17 protein-coding genes are annotated in these 20,038 nt (G+C 47.2%); 7 read left to right on the forward strand and 10 right to left on the reverse strand.

Annotated elements, in window-relative coordinates:
- Positions 1 to 360 precede the first annotated feature (360 nt).
- From C9J01_RS00845 to C9J01_RS00865, 5 genes are all read left to right on the forward strand, one after another.
- Entirely contained in the window at positions 361 to 2,790 is a 2,430-nt protein-coding gene (locus C9J01_RS00845; RefSeq protein ID WP_107296215.1) for a DMSO/selenate family reductase complex A subunit, read from the forward strand.
- A gap of 12 nt (positions 2,791 to 2,802) precedes the next feature.
- Positions 2,803 to 3,429 carry a DMSO/selenate family reductase complex B subunit gene (locus tag C9J01_RS00850; protein ID WP_107296216.1) on the forward strand — a complete coding sequence of 209 codons (627 nt, stop codon included), beginning with the start codon at positions 2,803 to 2,805 and terminating at the stop codon, positions 3,427 to 3,429.
- A complete protein-coding gene (locus C9J01_RS00855; RefSeq protein WP_107296217.1) occupies positions 3,426 to 4,271 on the forward strand; it encodes a dimethyl sulfoxide reductase anchor subunit family protein in 846 nt (281 codons plus the stop codon). The genes C9J01_RS00850 and C9J01_RS00855 overlap by 4 nt, the downstream gene beginning before the upstream one ends.
- A 96-nt stretch (positions 4,272 to 4,367) precedes the next feature.
- Positions 4,368 to 5,021 (forward strand): TorD/DmsD family molecular chaperone, encoded by a 654-nt coding sequence (locus tag C9J01_RS00860; RefSeq protein ID WP_107296218.1) that lies wholly within the window; start codon positions 4,368 to 4,370, stop codon positions 5,019 to 5,021.
- Positions 5,022 to 5,092: 71 nt separating this feature from the next.
- Positions 5,093 to 5,662 carry a 4Fe-4S binding protein gene (locus C9J01_RS00865; protein ID WP_107296219.1) on the forward strand — a complete coding sequence of 190 codons (570 nt, stop codon included), beginning with the start codon at positions 5,093 to 5,095 and terminating at the stop codon, positions 5,660 to 5,662.
- An 88-nt stretch (positions 5,663 to 5,750) separates the two neighbouring features.
- Here C9J01_RS00865 and C9J01_RS00870 read toward each other — a convergent pair whose 3' ends face one another.
- Genes C9J01_RS00870 through C9J01_RS00885 form a run of 4 tightly spaced genes read right to left on the reverse strand, consistent with a single transcriptional unit; the run spans position 5,751 to position 9,379 of the window.
- Positions 5,751 to 6,512 (reverse strand): iron ABC transporter ATP-binding protein, encoded by a 762-nt coding sequence (locus C9J01_RS00870; RefSeq protein ID WP_107296220.1) that lies wholly within the window; start codon positions 6,510 to 6,512, stop codon positions 5,751 to 5,753.
- 6 nt (positions 6,513 to 6,518) lie between these two features.
- Positions 6,519 to 7,466 carry an iron chelate uptake ABC transporter family permease subunit gene (locus tag C9J01_RS00875; RefSeq protein ID WP_107296221.1) on the reverse strand — a complete coding sequence of 316 codons (948 nt, stop codon included), beginning with the start codon at positions 7,464 to 7,466 and terminating at the stop codon, positions 6,519 to 6,521.
- Positions 7,459 to 8,418 (reverse strand): ABC transporter permease, encoded by a 960-nt coding sequence (locus C9J01_RS00880; protein WP_107296222.1) that lies wholly within the window; start codon positions 8,416 to 8,418, stop codon positions 7,459 to 7,461. Before C9J01_RS00880 ends, C9J01_RS00875 begins: the two co-directional genes overlap by 8 nt.
- A gap of 37 nt (positions 8,419 to 8,455) precedes the next feature.
- On the reverse strand, positions 8,456 to 9,379 hold the full coding sequence (locus C9J01_RS00885; RefSeq protein WP_107296223.1) for a siderophore ABC transporter substrate-binding protein: 924 nt from the start codon (positions 9,377 to 9,379) through the stop codon (positions 8,456 to 8,458).
- Between the two features lie 313 nt (positions 9,380 to 9,692).
- Here C9J01_RS00885 and C9J01_RS00890 point away from each other — a divergent pair, with 313 nt between their 5' ends.
- On the forward strand, positions 9,693 to 10,616 hold the full coding sequence (locus tag C9J01_RS00890; protein WP_107296224.1) for a LysR family transcriptional regulator: 924 nt from the start codon (positions 9,693 to 9,695) through the stop codon (positions 10,614 to 10,616).
- A 151-nt stretch (positions 10,617 to 10,767) separates the two neighbouring features.
- Positions 10,768 to 12,765 (forward strand): TonB-dependent receptor domain-containing protein, encoded by a 1,998-nt coding sequence (locus C9J01_RS00895; protein WP_107296225.1) that lies wholly within the window; start codon positions 10,768 to 10,770, stop codon positions 12,763 to 12,765.
- 45 nt (positions 12,766 to 12,810) lie between these two features.
- Here C9J01_RS00895 and C9J01_RS00900 read toward each other — a convergent pair whose 3' ends face one another.
- From C9J01_RS00900 to C9J01_RS00925, 6 genes are all read right to left on the reverse strand, one after another.
- Entirely contained in the window at positions 12,811 to 13,815 is a 1,005-nt protein-coding gene (locus tag C9J01_RS00900; protein ID WP_237156830.1) for a Solitary outer membrane autotransporter beta-barrel domain, read from the reverse strand.
- 238 nt (positions 13,816 to 14,053) lie between these two features.
- On the reverse strand, positions 14,054 to 14,899 hold the full coding sequence (locus C9J01_RS00905) for a DmsC/YnfH family molybdoenzyme membrane anchor subunit (RefSeq protein WP_107296226.1): 846 nt from the start codon (positions 14,897 to 14,899) through the stop codon (positions 14,054 to 14,056).
- Between the two features lies 1 nt (position 14,900).
- On the reverse strand, positions 14,901 to 15,518 hold the full coding sequence (locus C9J01_RS00910) for a DMSO/selenate family reductase complex B subunit (RefSeq protein WP_107296227.1): 618 nt from the start codon (positions 15,516 to 15,518) through the stop codon (positions 14,901 to 14,903).
- A gap of 10 nt (positions 15,519 to 15,528) precedes the next feature.
- On the reverse strand, positions 15,529 to 17,970 hold the full coding sequence (locus tag C9J01_RS00915; RefSeq protein ID WP_107296228.1) for a DmsA/YnfE/YnfF family dimethyl sulfoxide reductase: 2,442 nt from the start codon (positions 17,968 to 17,970) through the stop codon (positions 15,529 to 15,531).
- 599 nt (positions 17,971 to 18,569) lie between these two features.
- On the reverse strand, positions 18,570 to 19,415 hold the full coding sequence (locus C9J01_RS00920; protein WP_107296229.1) for a dimethyl sulfoxide reductase anchor subunit family protein: 846 nt from the start codon (positions 19,413 to 19,415) through the stop codon (positions 18,570 to 18,572).
- Position 19,416: 1 nt separating this feature from the next.
- Positions 19,417 to 20,034 (reverse strand): DMSO/selenate family reductase complex B subunit, encoded by a 618-nt coding sequence (locus C9J01_RS00925; RefSeq protein ID WP_107296230.1) that lies wholly within the window; start codon positions 20,032 to 20,034, stop codon positions 19,417 to 19,419.
- Positions 20,035 to 20,038 lie beyond the last annotated feature (4 nt).

The raw sequence follows: 20,038 nt of genomic DNA on the forward strand, positions 1-20,038 counted from the left end.
GGCATATTATGAAATATTATTAATGGCATATTTTCACTGAATTCATTTCTCATTTGCGTTTGATTATCAATGCCAGCGCCCAGTAATCATAAGGGTTTATGTCATTAATGACCGATTTTATCTCATATCCAATATTATATTTCTGTACATATTTCATATCTGTTGCTCAAAAAATACGTGCTTGCATTAATTTATTATCACATAGTGTCTTAAATTGATGGGGATCATTAATTTGTGATTACTACTACTTTAGTATCAGCCGCATAATAAATAAGTAAAACAACCCGTCTTGATTTGTATTGTTCTTATAAAACAAATTACAAATGGATGGTTTTACTCCTCATTCATAATGGTCGCAATATGAAAAACTGGATAAACGAAGCAATTCTTTCGCCAATGAAGCGCCGTAGCTTTATTAAGTGGAGTGCCGCTGTTGGGGGTGCTGCAGCTACTGTCGGTTCTGGCCTTCCGCTAAAAGCGGTTGCTAAAACTAAAGAAGAGGTTGCAGGAGAGACTAACACAGTCTGGTCTGCCTGTATGGTTAACTGTGGTAGCCGTTGTGCACTTCGTGTACACACTAAAGATGGTGTAATTACTCAGATCGAAACGGATAACCGTGGTGACGATAGCGAGTTTGGTAAACACCAAATCCGTGCGTGTCTGCGTGGCCGTTCTATCAAGCACCGTGTTTACAACCCAGACCGCCTGAAGTACCCAATGAAACGTGTCGGTGAGCGTGGCGAAGGGCGTTTCGAGCGTATCAGCTGGGATGAAGCGCTGGACTTGATGGCTGACAAACTGAAGTACACCATCAAAGAGTATGGCAACGACTCTATCTTTATTACTTACGGCTCGGGTACCCAAGGCTACCGTACTGACGGTAAGGATTGCTTCAAGCGACTATTCAATATGATGGGTGGTTTCCTGGACTATTACGGAAACTACAGCTGGGGCCAGATCATGTTCGCCCTGCCATTCACCTACGGTGACAAAAAGGCAGCAGCTTACGGCTCTTACACCACAGAGATTGAAAATGCAGAGCTGTTGGTCATGTTTGGCTACAACCCTGCTGAAACGCGGATGAGTGGTGGCGGTGAAATCCACGAGCATATTTCAGCACAACGTAAGAAAAATGTCCGTACCATCATCATCGACCCACGCTACACAGATACCATGCTGGGTAAAGAAGATGAGTGGCTAGCGATTCGTCCAGGTACTGATGCCGCTCTGGTTGAAGCTATCGCACACGTACTGATCACTGAGAACCTGGTGGATCAGGCGTTCCTAGACAAATACTGTCAGGGTTACGACGAGAAAACGCTGCCAGCAAGTGCGCCGGCAAACGGCCACTACAAAGCGCATATCTTGGGTCAAGGTCCTGACGGTATCGAAAAGACACCAAAATGGGCGGCAGGTATCACGGGTATCCCTGAGAAGAAGATCATCCAACTTGCTCGCGAAATCGGTACAGCTAAACCTTGTTTCATCACTCAGGGGACCGGTATTCAACGTCAGGCGAACGGCGAGCAGACTTCTCGTTCTATCGTTATGCTGCCAATCCTAACCGGTAACATTGGGCTTCCGGGTACCAATACCGGTGATATGCCAGCTAACTACGGTTACCCAGCGCCGCGTATCCCTGTGGGTACTAACCCTGTGAAAGTCAAGGTCCCGTTCTTCAAGTGGAGTGATGCGATTTGGCGCCACGAGGAAATGACCGACAAGACTGACGGTATCCAAGGTGACGAGCGTATGCGTACGCCAATCAAGTTCATTCTTGCATACTCTGGCAATGTATTGATGAACCAGCATGCGGATCTAAACCGTAATGCCGAAATCATTAAAGATGAGTCATTGGCTGAGTTTATCGTGGTATGCGACAACCATATGACGGCATCTGCACGCCATGCTGACCTACTACTACCTGATGTAACGACTATCGAAAACAACGAAGTTAGCTCTGATGGTTACTCATCTGGCTCGATGGCAGGCCTATGGCCGCTAGTTCGTGCAATCGAACCGCTTTACGAAACGCGCAGTGCCTACCAAATGTGTGCGGAACTATCTAAGCGTTTTGGCTTGTACGAGCAGTTCACGGAAGGCCGCAGCCGTGATGAGTGGCTTGAGCACCTTTACGCCGAGCGAATGAAGCAAGACCCGAACATTCCTTCCCTTGAGCAGTTGCGTAAAGAAGGACCATATACCGTGGTTGCGCCGAAAGAAGGCCGTATTGCCTTGGAAGATTTCCGCAAGGATCCAGAGGCAAACCCAGTTGGCACGCCTTCAGGCCGTATCGAGATCTACTCGACCAAGCTAGAAACGATTGCCAAAGAGTGGGAGTTGAAAGAAGGCGATGTCATTACGCCACTTCCGCAATACGTAACGACTTGGGAAAGCCACTTGGATCCAAAGACCAAGGAATTCCCTCTGCAGCTATTTGGTTATCACACCAAAGGCCGTACCCACTCGACGTACCACAACATCCCGTGGCTACGTGAAGCGGTATTTGACGGTATTTGGATGAACCCTGTAGATGCTGCGAAACGCAATTTGAAGAGCGGTGATTTCGTTAAAGTTTGGAACGACCGTGGTGAAATCCGCGTCGCAATCAAAGTGACTCCTCGTATCATGCCGGGTGTGACTGCCCTAGGCCAAGGTGCCTGGTATAGCCCTGACAAGAAAGGTGTCGACCAAGGCGGTTGTATCAACTCGCTGACGTCACAGCGTGCAACACCGTTATCGAAAGGTAACCCACAGCACACCATTCTAGTTGAAGTAGCCAAGGCCTAAGGAGAAGCGTAAATGACTCAATATGGTTTCCACGTTGATACCAGTAAGTGTACTGGCTGCAAAACGTGTCAAGTATCTTGTAAAGACAGAAGTGACCTACCAGTAGGTGTTAACTGGCGTCGTGTATATGAATACGCGGGCGGTGACTGGGTGCAGCATGAAGATGGTACGTTTACCAACGATGTGTTTGCTTACTACATGTCTATTAGTTGTAACCACTGTAGCAACCCGGCATGTACCAAGGCGTGTCCGACAGGCGCAATGCACAAGCGTGAAGAAGACGGTCTGGTTGTGGTAGATGGCGATGTGTGTGTAGGTTGTCGTTACTGTGAAATGGCTTGTCCTTACGGTGCGCCTCAGTACGATCCTGAGAAGAAACACATGACAAAGTGTGACGGCTGTTACGAGCGTATCGGTACAGGTCAGAAGCCGGTTTGTGTTGAATCCTGTCCGTTACGTGCGATCGACTTCGGTCCTATTCATGAGCTACGCCAGAAGTACGGTGCTCGTGCGGATATCGCACCATTACCGGATCCACGTTTGACCAGCCCGAACCTTATTGTCAGCACTTGCTCAAACAGCAAGTTGAGCGGCGATACCAAGGGTAGTATCCAGAACCCAACGGAGGTGGGCGCATGAGCCAGTTATCTCTAGTTTTCTTTACTGTACTAGCTCAAGCTGCTGTCGGTATGTTTATTGCGCTTGGCTTGGTTGAAATGCTGTTCAAGCCAAACGCAAAGACAATGACCCGTAGCTTTATCGCGGTTTTTGTTTTGCTAGGTATCGGTGCAGTGGCTTCGGTGACTCACCTAGGCCAGCCATTCCGCATGTTCAATGTCATGTTCGGCTTGGCACACGGTAGTGCGTTGAGCCTGGAAATTGTTGGTTTGAGCCTGTTCGGTGGTGCTGGTGCAGCATACACAGGTATGCGCTTGTTCAACCTGATGCCCGCAATCCGCAAGCTATTGCTGCCGGTAGCTATGGTGCTGGGTGTGGTCTTTATCCTAGCGATTGCTAATGTGTACACCTTGGCGACAGTCCCGACTTGGAATACACCATTTACTTCGTTCCAGTTCTTAATGACTGCAGCGGTACTTGGTCCTATTGCTGCCGCAGTGATGCTTCGTGCCCAGTCATCCGGTATGGGTGAGCTTGGTGCAAAGGCAGATCGTACGCTTGCTGTCTCAGCAGCCGGTTTTGGCCTTATCGCCTTGATGGGCTACGCTGCTTACTTGGTATGGCTAGGTCAGTTGAACGTTCACGCTAACCCGTTCGAAGTGGTGGATTACTCTTTCCGCTTGGCGCTAGCTCGTGTTGGTTTACTGCTGGCTGGTGTATTATTCTGGCTAGTTAGTGCCGTGAAGGGTAACAGTACGGCTAAACATGTCGCGATTGCCAGCTTTGTACTTGTATTGGTATCAGAGTTCATGGGCCGCGCTTTCTTCTATGATGTCTACATCAGTGCTAGCGCAGGCATGTAATTGCTTGTGACAGCAACCTAAGTGAGCGTCGAAGTAACTTTACTATTTGATTAAGCAAGGAAGGCTGATTATTCAGCCTTCTTTTTTGGAAAAAATATGACCGAACAACAATACCAAACCATCGCAGGCTTATCGCTAGTTAGCCGCTTCCTTTACCAAGCACTTCATCAGTCGCCAACTGCCGAATTCATTGATGCTATTTACCAAAATGACCTTATTGGGCAGTGGCCGTTAGATGCCGATAACGACTCGGTTGAGAAAGGCCTAGAACTACTTGGCAATAAGCCAGAGCTAAAACCTTTAGCAGAGGACTTCCAGGCTCTTTTCATTGGCCCAGATGTCCTGAAAGCTGCCCCTTGGGCATCGGTATACTTGACTGAAGAGCAGACAATCTTTGGCCAGCCAACTTTGGCAATCAAAGCTTTTTATTCTCAATTTGGTATCGAGATTGATACTGGTGAGCGCGAGCCAGAAGATCATATCGGTTTGATATTTACATTTCTGGCTCATCTAACCGAAATGGCCTTGCAACAAGAGGTCGATGAAAACAAACCATCGCCGATTTTATGTGCTTTGGAAAAATTCCTTAGTGAGCATGTACTGACTTGGGCGCCGCGTATGTTGCATATCATGCGCGAGCAGGCAGAGACAGACTTTTACCGTGGTATCAGCTTCGCTGCGGAAGGAACGCTGCGCCAGTTTGCCCAGTTGGTCAAAGCTGATTACCGAATTGTAAAACTGTATCGTTAAGCCGTTGTATTATAACTAGCTAAGCGAGCCCTTTGGGGCAGGGTATATATCAGATAAGGCAGGGCAGGTCATTGCAAGAAAAAAGCGAGAAGTATTACAAAGCGGTGCTAGAGCACAAGCAAGTGAGTCGTCGGGGGCTATTCCGAGGTCTGCTGGGTGGGGTGAAGAAAACCCATCACGCCGCGGTGCTGGAGCCTTTTACTCGTAAAGTCGCCCGTCCACCTCAAGCCGTTGATGAAACACTGCTAGCCAAGTTATGCGATGGCTGTGGAGAGTGTGAGAAAGCCTGTCCACAGCAAGTCATCTCTATGATTGATGGTAAGCCCGAACTGCACCTAGATTGCAATTACTGCACTGATTGCGGTGAATGCCAGAAAGCTTGCCCAACCAAAGCATTATCGAACAATGTTGCTTCTACTGGGATGATTCCTGTTTTTAGTGGTGCCTGCCGCCGTGTTTTGCACGGCTACTGCGACATGTGTGCGGAAGAGTGCCCGAAACAAGCTATTGATCTTAATGAAAAGCGCCCTGCGGTAATCAAAGAAAGCTGCACAGGGTGTGGCCAGTGCCGTTCTTCTTGCCCTATGGGGGCAATTAGTTTTGAACTAACAGCCATACAGCCTATTCCGGTTCAGGGGTAACGCGCTTTACTTGAAACCGTAAAAGAAAAGCGGCGAGTGTCCAACTTTGGTCACTCGCCGCTTTTTTATTTGTCAGTAGAAGACGGAATTAGCTGCCGTAATACATACAGATACGACTACCATCAACCTCTTGGATTTTGAATGGGATATTGTAGATATCTTCCATGATTGACTGTTGGATGACCTCGTCAACTTTGCCGCTTTTGATTACTTCACCTTTTCGCATCGCAACGATGTTATCTGAATAGCAAGATGCAAAATTAATATCATGGATCACGATAACAACGGCCTTGTTCATCTTGTGAGCGAGGTTGCGGATAGTCTGCATGATTTCGACAGAGTGCTTGATATCCAAGTTATTGAGTGGCTCATCAAGGAAAATGTAGTCAGTATCTTGCGCAACTACCATAGCGATAAATGCCATCTGACGCTGGCCGCCACTGAGTTGATCGAGGAATTTATCTTGGATGTGGGTGATATCCAGATGCTCAAGGGCATCATCGATAATACGGTTATCTTCGTCAGTCAGACGGCCTTTGCTATGTGGGAAACGGCCAAAGGCCACCAACTCACGGATGGTGAAGCGCATATTGATGTTATTAGACTGGCGCAGTACCGCCAAGCGAGTTGATAGCTCTTGGGTATCCCATTGGGAGAGCGGTTTGCCTGCAATCAATACTTCACCGGCATCACTTTCAGTCAGGCGGCTAGCCATTGAAAGTAGGGTACTTTTACCAGCGCCGTTAGGGCCAATAATTGAAGTCACTTCTCCTAATGGAAACAGGGCGCTCGCCTCGCTAACCACCAAGTTGCCGTTATATTTTTTTGAGAGTCCAGTTAATTTAATCATGATAAATCAAAACTTGTTACGCATTAGAAGGAAGAGGAAGTAGCTACCGCCGACAAAGTTGATGATGACACTGATAGTGGTATCGAACGCAAACACTGTTTCGATGAGCCATTGGCCGCCAACCAGCAACACAATCGACATGGTGCTGGTCGCCAGCATCAAGAAGCGGTGGTGGTAACTGCGAAATAGTTGGCGAGTGAGGCTCACCACGATCAAACCGAAGAACAATACCGGACCAACCAAAGCCGTTGAGATAGCCACCATAACAGTTATCACCATCATGACCTGCATCGTCACCTTATGGGTATCAACCCCAAGGCTTTTGGCGTTGTCCGTCCCTAGCCAGAACACATCAAGCTTATTGGAAAGAGAGAACAACAACACAAGGCAAATACCGAGAGGGATAATCGACCAGTAAACCAATTGTCCATTGACGTTATTGAAGCTGGCGAACATGGTGTTTTGCAAGTTGGCGAACTCATTCGGGTCCAAGATCATGGTAAAGAAATTGGTCACGCTGCTAAACAAGCTCCCGCAGATGATACCAATCAGCAGCAAGGTGAAGACATTGCTATTGGACCGGCGGAAGTAAAGGCTAAACAGCAGCATAGAGAAGCCGCTCATGCTTAGTGTTGTCAGCAGGAAATTGACCTTCGCATCGGCAAACCACACACTCATGCTGCCGAACATCACCACGATAATCACTTGAATCATCACATAGAGTGAATCGAAACCCAGAATCGAAGGCGTCAGAATACGGTTGTTGGTGATGGTCTGGAATACCAGAGATGAGGTGGAAATTGCAACGGCTGCAAGCACAATCGCCATCACCTTTGGCAGGCGTAAAGACAGGAAGAACTGATAGTTCTGTGCGTTGAGGCCCTGACCAATGAAGTAGGCAGTAATGAGTAACCCAAATACCGCAAGCAGGGAAACTTTAACACCATCACGCATTGGATTTATCCTTCAGAACGAGAGCAATGAAGATAGCCCCACCGAATATACTGATGATCATCGAGATAGGCATTTCATAAGGGAAAATAATCAAGCGACCAAGAATGTCGCAGGCCAGTACCAGTACCACGCCCCAGTAGGCTGTCCAAGGTAGGTTGCGGCGCATGTTATCGCCCGTAAAGATAGCGACCAGGTTAGGGACAATAAGGCCAAGAAACGGAATAACACCGACTATCATCACTACCGTTGAAGCGAGGATGGCAACAATCAATACGCCGATAAAGACAATTTTCTGATAATCCAGGCCGATATTCTTGGCAAAGCTCTCACCAACACTGGCAGCGCTGAATTGGCTAGCGAAATAGTACGCAATCATGCAGGCAGGTAGGGCAAGATATAGGAATTCGTAATTGCCTTGCAGCACAGAAGCAAAATTGGCGACAGTCCAAGCCGACATGGTTTGAACCAGATCATAGCGATAGGCAATAAAGGTAGTCATTGCCGAGATTACGTTGCCATACATAATACCGATAAGTGGAACCAAAACGGCATTCTTGAACTGCAAGCGCTGCAGGAACTGCACAAACAGCAGTGTACCAACCAGTGCAAACGTCAGAATAACGCCAAGGCTAACCCAGCGATTGGCTCCGGCGAAGAAGACAATACCCAGCACGTAGCCCAACATTGCACAATCAATGGTACCGGTTGTCGATGGAGCGGCGAACCTGTTTTGACAGACCTGCTGCATAATCAAACCTGCGACACTAAGGCCGGCACCTGCAAGACAAATAGCGAGTAAACGAGGTAAACGACTGCCGAACAGAATGGAAAGGGTATGTTCATCGCCAGCTAGAAAGCTGTCCAAACTGATATTGGCGACACCAATAAAGAGCGAAAAGGCCGCGAGTGGGAAAAGGGCAATAACAGCCCAGAGTAATTTTTTATTATGCATGGTAATGATGCCCGGCAAATGCCGGGCCTATAGGTTGTTATTGAGTAGACGTTACCGCTTTTCGTGCATCATCAATCATGATTTCGGTGGCATTAACACCCGCGATAGTCAGGTACCAGGCACTTGGGTTCAGGAACACAATGCGGTTGTTTTTATAGGCTGGAGTGCTTTTAACTAATGGGTTATCAAATAGCTGTTGTGCTTTACCAGAGCTTTGACCAATTGCGCTCTCGCGATCTAGAACGAACAGCACGTCAGGAGCGGCATCGGCGATGAACTCGAATGAAATCAGGTTACCGTGAGGGTTTTGCGTATCAGAAGTACGCGCAGGCTCGAAACCGAACTCGTCAAATAGTACTGAGAAGCGGCTTACTTCACCAAACATAGATACGTTGTTGCCGTTGTTCATGACAGCCAGTGTTTTTAGGTTTTGTGCTTGAACTTGCTCGCGTACTTCTGCCATCTGGGCTTCGGTTTCTGCGATCAGTTGCTCGGCTTCCGCTTCTTTATCGAAGATTTTGCCCAGCATGCGCCAATTGTTCTTGGTATCTTCCCAGTAGTTACCATTTTCAACTACATGCATAACAGTCGGCGCAATTTGTGAAAGCGTCGGGTAGGCGTCAGCTGCACGGCCTTCTGCAATGATCACATCAGGCTTTAGGGTGAAGATTTGCTCAAAGTTGGCTTCTTTCATGCTGCCGATATGGGTAGCTTTCTCACTGTAATCTGAAAGGTATTCCGGCAACATGGTTGTTACAGCACCGACAGGCTCAATGCCCAAACGGTTTAGTGTATCTAGACTGCCGTGGCCACCGACAACCACGACGCGTTGCGGGGTTTGTTCAATGGTGGTCGAGCCTAAGGAGTGTTGAACCGTCACCGATTCTGCAACAGCCGGGAAGTTGAAAGCCATTGCACCGACAAGAAGTGCAGATTTTAACGCAGTGGAAAAGCGAGTCATAACGAACCTTGTAAACTTTAAGCAGATTGAATGCTGATAAATGCAATCTAATCACAAATGAGAATAATTTTTATTGATATTACTCATGAAAGGGGCATAAATCATAGTAATATTAATTTTTATTTACACTCTAAAGCGTTGAAAGCTATTTGTAGCACAGTTCATTTGGTCCACGGTATTTTGACTTTGAATAGTGATTATTCATAATTTGAATACACTATGTATGTGTATTCATACTTTAAGTGACGTGATTTTGAAGTTTATGAAATTTGGCCAAATAGCGGTGGTATAAGTCGGAAAGTGTCGTTGAATTATGAAGTTATGCCAGATTGATATCAGTCACCTAATCGTTCTAAAGCACCTGCTGGAGCGAAAACATGTTTCGAATACTGCTCAAGCATTGAATATCAGCCAACCATCTGTGAGTCGTTCATTGCAAAAGTGCAGGGCGCTGTTCAATGATGACTTACTGGTTAGGTCAAGCCACGGGTATGAACTAACACCTAAAGCCGAATCTGTAAAAACAGAGATCAGTTCGATGTTGGCTTCGTTGGATCGTTTGGTACACGACCAGGAGTTTGATCCGAAGAGTTGCGAGAAATTCCTTAAGATATTCGGTCTAGTACCACAGGTTAATTGGTTAATGCCTAAGATATTTCAATACCTAAGAGAGCATGCTCCGTTGTTGACCCTCGAGATAGATACGGTACCCCAGCGCCACTTTGATGCGCTTATCGCAGGGGATGTACATTTTGTGTTATCGACCCAGCAACCCCCGTCATCGGAGCAAAATATCTACCGCAGTTTCATTGCGTCCCGTGATTTCAGGTTGTTGATGAGTGCAGAGCACCCAATGGCAGGGCAAGAACTTACCCCTGAAAAACTGGCTGAATGTCAGTTCGGGCAAATATCACTGCATGGTGATCGCAACTTATCGATAGAGCAGCGCTTCCGGGATTTGGGGTTGTCGGATAGGAATAAACCGGTTTCAACGCCTCTGATGCTGACAAACTTCAACGTTGCCCCAGCAATGGCAGAACACTCTGATGTGATATTTCATCTGCCAACCCCCTTTGCCGAAGAAGCTTGTATCAACCGCAATCTAGTGACGCGTCCTGTACCTGAGGGGCTAAGATCGCCTTATCAGGATGTCTATCTGTATTGGCATAAACGATATCACAATGATGAACTTTGTATGTGGGTAAGGGATATTATCAAGCAACTGCATACAAGCTAAAATGTGAATTTATGATGGTGTGATTATTTAAAAACTGAATAATCACAATTCAAAACCCGAATGGAACTTGTATTGCCATTTCTATGAATAATGTGTCTAATGCGAATCATTATCATTATGTTTGGCTTTATAGTTCTATATAGGGACGTTTATGTATTCCAGCACCACTTTCATTCGTAAGCCTCTGGCTGCAGCCGTTGCTTCTGTGTTTATCTCCATGCCTGTTTACGCGGATTTTGATCTTCAGGAAACTCAAACCGATGAGCAGATGGTTGTGACAGCAACACGAACTGAAACCACATTGGCAAAAGCACCGGCTTCAATCGCGGTTGTGACAGAAGAAGATATTTTGTCTGAGCCGAGCCTTGCACTGAATGACTTGGTAAAAGATATTGCTGGTGTAGAGAGCCAAATGGACGGTGGCCGAGCAGGCCGTGAGATGATTTCGATTCGTGGCCTTAATCCTAAATTCACCATGATTTTGGTTGATGGCCGTAAACTCAGTTCATCAAATGCCATTTTCCGTGGTAATGACTTTGATTTGTCAGCAATTCCTAAAGAAAGTATCGAGCGAATCGAAGTGATCCGTGGTCCTATGTCTGCGCTATATGGCTCAGAAGCACTGGGTGGCGTGATTAACGTGATCACCAAAAAGCCAACCAATGAGTGGAATTCTCAAATCAGCGGTGACTATAGCTACCGTGATGATGACAAGGGTGGTGAGTACTCGGCCGGATTTAATACATCGGGTGCGCTGATCGATGACGAGCTATATATGTCATTTGCAGTTAGCCAAACAGGTCGTGATGCTTACAATGCCTTTTCCGGCACTGCACAAGACAACAAAGGTAACGACTATGACCGTTCCCAAGCGACAACGCTAGAAGAGCGCGACACGTTAGCGGTTAGCGGTAATGTTCTATGGTATATCAATGATATGCACGATATCGCGTTTGATTTCTCATACACCGACGATGACCGTGAGGGCATCATTGAATCAACCGCAGGTCTTACTGACTCGGAATCACGTGTTAAGCGCGATATGCAGGCAATAACCTACAACGGTATGTTTGATTGGGGTGAAGCACAGCTTCGCTATAACCGTGATGCCGTATCAAGTGTCGATGCAGCAGAAATTGATACTGGCGTATCGGACATTAATGAGACCAACCAACAAGTCTACGGCCATGGTACGACTTATATTGGTAGCCATACTTTGACTTTCGGTGGTGAGTGGAGTTATTCAGAGCTTGAAAACCCTGAGAGCCTGACAGAAACAGGTAAAGCGGATGTCCATGAACAAGCATTGTTCGTGCAGGATCAGTGGGAAATCAATGATGCCTATACGCTGACATACGGTACGCGCCTTGATTTCCATGAAGCATACGGTAGCCATTGGAGCCCACGAGCTTACTTGGTGAACACAGTAACCGATAAACTGACACTGAAAGGTGGTGTTGGTACGGCTTTCAATGCGCCGACGCTGCTGCAAACTTCAGAAGAGAATGTCATTAACAGCTGTAAGGGTGATTGTCAGGTTGTGGGTAACCCGGATCTCGACCCGGAAACCAGTGTTAGTTACGAAGTGTCTGCAATTTACAACGAGACGACGTGGAGTATTGAAGCAGGCCTATTCCGTAACGACATCAAGAACTTGATTGACCAAGACCGTGACAATGCAGTGGGTACGTCACCTGATGGCCGTGATATTTTCACCTACAAAAATATCAATAAAGCCATGACGCAGGGCTTGGAGCTGACCGGTCGTTATGATGTTACTGAATCTATTCAGCTAAACGGTGCCTACACGTACTTAGATACTGAAGATAAGTCTACCGGTAAAGCCCTTGAAGATCGCCCTGATCACCAAGCGAATGTGCGTGTTACTTGGTACGCGACAGATTATCTGGATACCTTCGTACGAGTGAACTACACCGGTGAAGCACTGATTGATAACACTATTGATCTTCATCGCTCTAGTTTCACCACAGCCGACTTGGGTATGAATTACCTAATTAACAGTGATTGGCGTCTACGTGCAGGGGTACGTAACATCACCGACGAGCAGTTTGATGAATTCGATGTTACCCAGCGAGGCTACTCTATCGAACCACGTAGCTGGTACTTAGGGATGACAGCGAATTTCTAATCGTATCTGATATTACAAAGGCCTAGCCGCATTGCGGTTGGGCCTTTACTTCTGATTGATCAGCAATACGATCGTACCGCCTTTTAAACTGCTGCCATAATTGAGGTTTATGCCAATACCTATGTTTTCAATGTAGTCGTCCCCAAATGGTGTAGCGCTCAACCAACCTAGACTCCACTCATAGTAGTGCGAACTGGCTAAAGGCGCTTGTAAGTCACCGCCAACATCGATTCTTCTGATACTTGAGTAAATTGACTGGTTATAGTTGTGAAAATCCGCAATTTCCCAAAATGATTTAACACCATTAATCCAGTACCAGCCTTCGGGGTTTCCGACATTACCCTGATTTGCCTCTCCCCAACCGTGACCATAGAAATAGTTCATATCTGTAAAGGCTTCCCAATGCCCCCAGTCGGATGGCTGTCGGTAATGTAGCTCTACATTTGGCTGAAGAATAAAAGACCAAGCTGTGGTATTGAAGGCATTTCCGTCTAATTGGTCACGAAAGAAAATTGAAAGGGGATTACGGTATGTATAGCTGTTTTTGAAGTATTGGGTATGGGCTTTCAGTCCTGATATCAGGCTCCATTTCGGATCAAGCCTATACCGTGTCCAATATTTTCCGGCTAAGGTCACTACTTCATCTTTTACACCATCAGTCGGTTCACTTCGATTGTTCGAGAATTTTATATCTCTTTCCACTTTAAGGTAGGAGCCGGAGACTGTGATGTATTGCTCTAATTTATGTCCATTGATAGAGGTGTTTGGCGTTAGGGCAAAGTCATAGGGGATTGTGTAGACATTGATTTGTTTTCGAAGCTCAAGCGCTTCCTCATCTCCAAGGTTGTCGCTAATGTCAACAAAAGCGTTTGGATTGAAATCATGGAACCCCAAAGATATAGCATCGGTATCACTAAGGAGAACCGCAGTGGCAAAGTCACCCTCCAACGATTTCCTCAACATATCATCAGCTTGGACGGATAAAGCAGTGAAGAGTAAGCCGATGTAAAATGTGATTTTTATCATATGTATATCTTTGTCTAATACCATCTAGGAACCAGCGGTTTTATTCCTAAAAGATAATTTATTTTGACATTACTGCATTCACCCCCTGTAAGACTAGTCACCGATTATCAAACTTAGTTATCACATGTACTCATTGATAGGTCATTGAAGCTATTTGAAATTTCTCATTGATTTATATGGGGAAATAAAAAACCGAGTGTTTTTCACAACACTCGGTTTTTAGTCGTCGCCTAGTCTTTCTATTGGTTAGATCAAGTAGAAATTAAATGCCCACTGTCATGTGTAAGCCGTAGAAGATACCGCGCCCTACCAATTCTGATAGCAGCACCAAACCAAAGCTCAACACCATCACAGGCACACCCGGACGGCTGTTCATCAGGTTAGGGATAAACCATACTGCGAGTGCGCCGAGCAATAGACCGACACGGATTACCTGCAATTGAGCCATGTTAGGGATTAGGTCAGCAGCCGTAGTGATTGAGGTCTGGATATCCCCCAGGCCGATTAGTTGGCTGACCAAGGCTGTCAGGCTAATTGCTACCGCTAAAGAGCCAATAAACGGCAAGATGCGATCCAGAGTAGCCATCTTGTGCTGTGAGCCAGTAAGCAGCAGGTGGCCGAAGATCAGGCCAGATGTCAGCATCGTCATCACAAACGCAATCGGGGTATAAACAGTATTCCAGGTCGGGACTGTATCAAGGAGATACAGTTTGATCATGGAATACATAAAGGCGATACCCACTAGCATACCCGCAGCGAGCAGTAGCTTGCGAAGGGCTTCGTTGCCTTTGTCCAGCACCTCAAGCAACCAGTAACCACCACCGAGGGCAAAGAACACGCTGCCAGTGAAGATTTCGTTGGATAACCAAGAGCTACCGACCTGATTGAGGGCATTAAATGCACGCAGCGGGCTGCCTAGGTGCATGGTTGATGCCGCAAAACCCAGTCCCATGAGAACCCATAGGAAGAACATTGCCTTGTGCAGGCGGTCGCTTACACCGACACAAAGGTTGCCTTTGAGGATCACACCACCGAGCAGCAGATAGGCACCGACAGCGGTTTGTGCCAACACTGTAAACAAAATCAGGGGCCATTCATGCCAAGCCATCTTATACCTCCTTAGGGTTTGCTAGGAAACCGCTGCGATCGCCGGTCGGGCGGGCATGACGATTTGGTTTAATGACAATGTTTGGTTTGGTCTTCAGTGACGAAGGCAGAGGCGCTACATCCGCATTAGTACCGTATTTCTCGCGTAGATCGTTGATTGGACCGAACTCCAATGCACGCAGTGGACAAGAACCGACACAGATAGGTTCAAGACCCTGACCAACACGCTCATAACAGCCATCACACTTGGTCATATGACCTTTTTCTGCGTTGTACTGAGGCGCGCCGTAAGGACACGCCATAGAGCAGTATTGGCAGCCAATGCAGACATCTTCGTTGACGACTACCAGACCGTCTTCTTTACGTTTGTGCATCGCGCCTGATGGACATACCTTGGCACAGGCCGGTTCATCACAGTGGTTACAGGCAATAGAAAGGTAGTAGGAGAACACATCCTGACGGAAGGTTTCGCCTTCTTTTACCCAGTTGCCACCGGTGTATTCGTAAACGCGGCGGTAGTTGACGCCGACATCTAAGTCTTTGTTGTCTTTGCACGATAGCTGGCAGGTTTTACAGCCGGTGCATTTGCTTGAATCAATATAAAAACCGTATTGTTTCATGGTTTATACCTTATGCCTTATTCACCAGTTGTACTTCCACCAGGTTCGTGTGCTGCGGGTTGCCTTTAGCCAGCGGGCTAGGGCGCTGGGTGGTCAATACATTGATACAGCCGCCGTGGTCTACTTTCTGGCCATCTGGGGCATACCAAGCACCTTCACCAAGGGCAACAACACCCGGCATCATACGAGGGGTGACTTTGGCACTGATGTGTACTTCACCGCGATTGTTGAAGATACGGATAAGGTCGCCATTCTTGACACCGCGTTGTTCGGCATCAATAGGGTTCATCCACATCTCTTGCGGAGCGGCTTCTTTGATAATGTCGACATTGCCATAGGTTGAGTGGCAGCGTGCCTTGTAGTGGAAACCCGTTAGCTGTAGTGGGTATTTGCTACGGTTCGGATCATCCCAACCCTCAGCTGTTGATACATAAACAGGAAGCGGATGGATAACATCACCTTCAGGCAGTTCCCATTCCTTGGCGAGGTTGGCCAAGCGCTCAGAATAGATTTCTACTTTGCCCGATGGGGTAGAAAGTGGGTTCTGCTCTGGGTTATCCCTAAAGGCTTTATAGGCTACAAAGTGGCCGTTTGGATCGCGGCGCTTCACAATGCCTTGTTTTTTGACTGTTTCAAAATCAGGCAGGGAAGGATCGTTCTCTCTTGTTAATTTGTAGAGGTGTTCCAACCAACCTTGCTGATCGCGACCTTCGGTGAATTCTTTCTCAATACCTAGGCGCTTGGCAATTTCAGAACACATTTCATAAATGCCACGCGCTTCGAATTGCGGCTCGATCGCTTGGTCGGCATAGATGAAGTAAGGCATGTTGGCAGCCTTGGTATCCATACAGAAGTCGGCTTGCTCAGAGGTGGTCAAATCCGGCAGCAAGATATCCGCATACTTGGCTGATGAAGTCATGTGGTTATCAATCACCACGATCATTTCACAGGCTTTGTCGTCCTGCAGGATTTCATGGGTACGGTTGATGTCGGAATGCTGGTTGATCAAGCAGTTGCCCGCATAGTTCCAGATAAACTTGATTGGCACATCGAGTTTGTCTTTGCCTCGAACACCATCTTTGGTGGCTGTCATTTCTGGCCCACGCACAATAGCATCGGTCCACAGGAACATGGAGATTGAGGTTTTGACAGGGTTCTCAGGGATCGGGAAGCGGACAAACGGAATATTGTAGTCAGATTCACGAGCGCCGGTGCCACCACCATTGATGCCAAGGTTACCTGTTAGCAACGCCAGCATGGCAATAGCGCGGGAGGCGATTTCACCGTTGGCAGTACGTTGTAGGCCCCATCCCTGGAAGATAGCACAAGGTTTGGCTTGGCCAATTTCACGCGCCAGTTTGACGATGATATCGACCGGAATACCCGTAATCGGTGATGCCCATGCCGGTGTTTTTTCGATGCCATCTTCACCTTTACCAAGAATGTATGACTTGTAGTCAGAGTTGGCTGGGGCTGAAGCTGGCAAGGTTTTTTCATCGTAGCCGACGCAGTATTTGTCTAGGAATGGTTGGTCGACCATGTTCTCAGTGATCAATACATGGGCAATGGCAGCAACCAAAGCCGTGTCAGTACCGGGACGGATTGGGATCCACTGATCTTCGCGGCCACCTGCGGTATCGTTGTATCGCGGATCGATCATGATCATCTTGGCGTTGGATCGTGCTTTGCTTTCCATCAAGTGATGGATCAAGCCGCCGCCAGACATACGGGTTTCTGCTGGGTTGTTACCAAACTGGACAATAAGCTTGGTGTTTTCTAAATCGGAGAAGCTATTGTTGCTTGCCCACCCGCCGTAGGTGTAGTTCAAGCCGGCGGCGATTTGTGCAGTTGAGTAGTCACCGTAGTGATTTAGGTAGCCGCCTGATAGGTTCATCAAACGAGCAATCAAAGTACCGCCCGGTGGCCAAGATTTAGTGACTGTACCACCTAGCGTACCGGTGCCGTAATTGAGGTATACGGCTTCGCTACCATAGTCTTTGCGGATGCGGGTTAGGTTGTTAGCGATTTCATCATAGGCCTCTTCCCAACTGATTCGCTTGAATTTACCTTCACCACGTTTGCCAACCCGTTTCATTGGGTATTTCAGGCGGTCAGGGTTGTATACCCGGCGGCGCATAGAGCGGCCACGCAAACAGGCACGAACCTGATGGCTACCGTATTCGTCATCACCGGTATTGTCGGTTTCCACCCATTTTATCTCACCGTCTGCAACATGCATCCGTAATGGACAGCGGCTACCGCAGTTAACGGTACAGGCGCTCCATACGACTTTCTCTTCGGAAGGGGTCGTTGCAGCAGCAACAGGGGATGATTTGAAGGGTAGGGAAATACTACCGGCAACGGCTGCTAGTCCACCTACTGCAGACGTCGATTTCATAAAATCACGACGGCTGAAGTTAGGAGAGAGGAGCTGTTTGAGCTTATTTTTCATAGCACGACATTCTCTTGATTTTCGTTATTCACACTACTTTCGAGGTAGAGTTCTATCGAGATAATCGTCTGGGTGCTAATAGCTAGCTTTGTTTTCTATCAATAAACGGCGCATATAAATCCAATGGCAGCATAAAATGTAACGGAGTGTGATATTCATCATACAAAAATGTAGGATGTAAATTACCTTTTACATATCAGCACCTTATGTAATGATACTTATTCTTATTTTGGTTGTGCTTTATCAAATCAATGGTTTGCTGGTGAGGTATATCTAAAATAAATATAAAAACAGCCCTTACACCATTGCCTTATCTGCTTGATCGCTGAGAGACTTCGTCCTGTTTGTTGATGTGACTGGTGGTTTTAAGATGACGATGACTAACTTTGATTCTGTGAAGACGAAGGTAGGGATGCTTCTTCTATGCCTGAAGTTCGGAATCGGCGTATTTTTTGCGACTTGGTTTTTGGCAGGAAACTGGGATGAACTGCTAATATACATTCCGTAATTGCGTGATATACAGACTGCATACAGAATGCAAAAAGGGAGAAACGGCACCGGCCATTTCTCCCTTTTGTCTATTTGACGTCAGTTAATGATTACAGACCGACAGTCATATGCAGGCCATAGAACACGCCACGGCCAACGAGTTCTGAAAGCAGTACCAAGGCAAAGCTTACACCCATTACTGGCATTGCAGGACGGCTGTTCATCAGGTTAGGGATGAACCACACCGCTAGGGCAGCAAGCAGTAAACCGATGCGGATGATCTGCAACTGTGCCATGTTTGGAATCAGCTCTGCTGCTGTGATCACTGATGTTTGGATATCAGCAAGACCAATTAACTGGCTAACAAGGGCAACTAGGCTGACGACGATAGCCACGGCACCAATGTAAGGCAGGACACGGTCCAAGCCAGCCATCTTATGCTGGGCACCTGTCAATAGTAGGTGACCGAAGATCAGGCCAGAGATAACCATAGTGCTAAGGAACGCGATAGGTGTGTAAACCGTGTTCCAAGTCGGTACTGTGTCCAGAAGGTACAGTTTGGTCATCGAGAACATAAAGCTCAAGCCAACGACCATACCGGCAACAAGCAGGGCTTTGCGGATTTTCTCGCTGCCTTTGTCCAGCATTTCTAGAAGCCAGTAAACGCCACCTAGGCCAAAGAAGGCACTACCGGTGAAGATTTCGTTAGAAAGCCAAGAGCTACCCACGTTGTTCAGTGCATTGAATGCACGGAACGGGCTACCTAGGTGCATGGTCGAAGCCATAAAGCCCAGACCCATTAGTACCCAAATAAAGAACATGGCTTTGTGAAGGCGGTCTTTCACGCCAATACACAATTTGCCGCTCAGGATCACTGCGCCAAGCAGGATGAAAGCACCAACAGCAGTTTGTGCCAATACTGTGAATAGGATCAGAGGCCACTCATGCCAAGCCATCTTATACCTCCTTAGGGTTTGCTAGGAAACCGGTGCGATCGCCTGTTGGGCGGGCATGGCGGTTTGCTTTGATGACTAGATTTGGTTTGGTTTTCAGCGATGACGGCAGTGGGGCGACATCGGCATTAGTACCGTATTTCGCACGTAGTTCATCAATTGGACCAAACTCAAGTGCACGTAGTGGGCAAGAGCCAACACAGATAGGCTCAAGACCTTGGCCAACACGCTCGTAACAGCCATCACACTTGGTCATGTGACCTTTTTCTGCGTTGTACTGAGGCGCGCCGTAAGGACAAGCCATTGAGCAGTACTGACAACCAATACAGGTATCAGTATCAACGATAACCAGACCGTCTTCTTTGCGTTTGTGCATAGCACCTGATGGACAAACCTTGGCACAGGCAGGCTCATCACAGTGGTTACAGGCGATAGACAGGTAGTAGGAGAATACGTCCTGACGGAAGGTTTCACCTTCTTTTACCCAGTTACCACCGGTGTACTCATAGACACGGCGGTAGTTAACGCCGATGTCTGAGTCCTTGTTATCCTTGCACGACAGCTGACAAGTCTTACAGCCGGTGCATTTGCTTGAATCAATATAAAAACCGTATTGTTTCATGGTT

Source organism: Photobacterium rosenbergii (assembly GCF_003026455.1).
Classification (GTDB): Bacteria; Pseudomonadota; Gammaproteobacteria; order Enterobacterales; family Vibrionaceae; genus Photobacterium; species Photobacterium rosenbergii.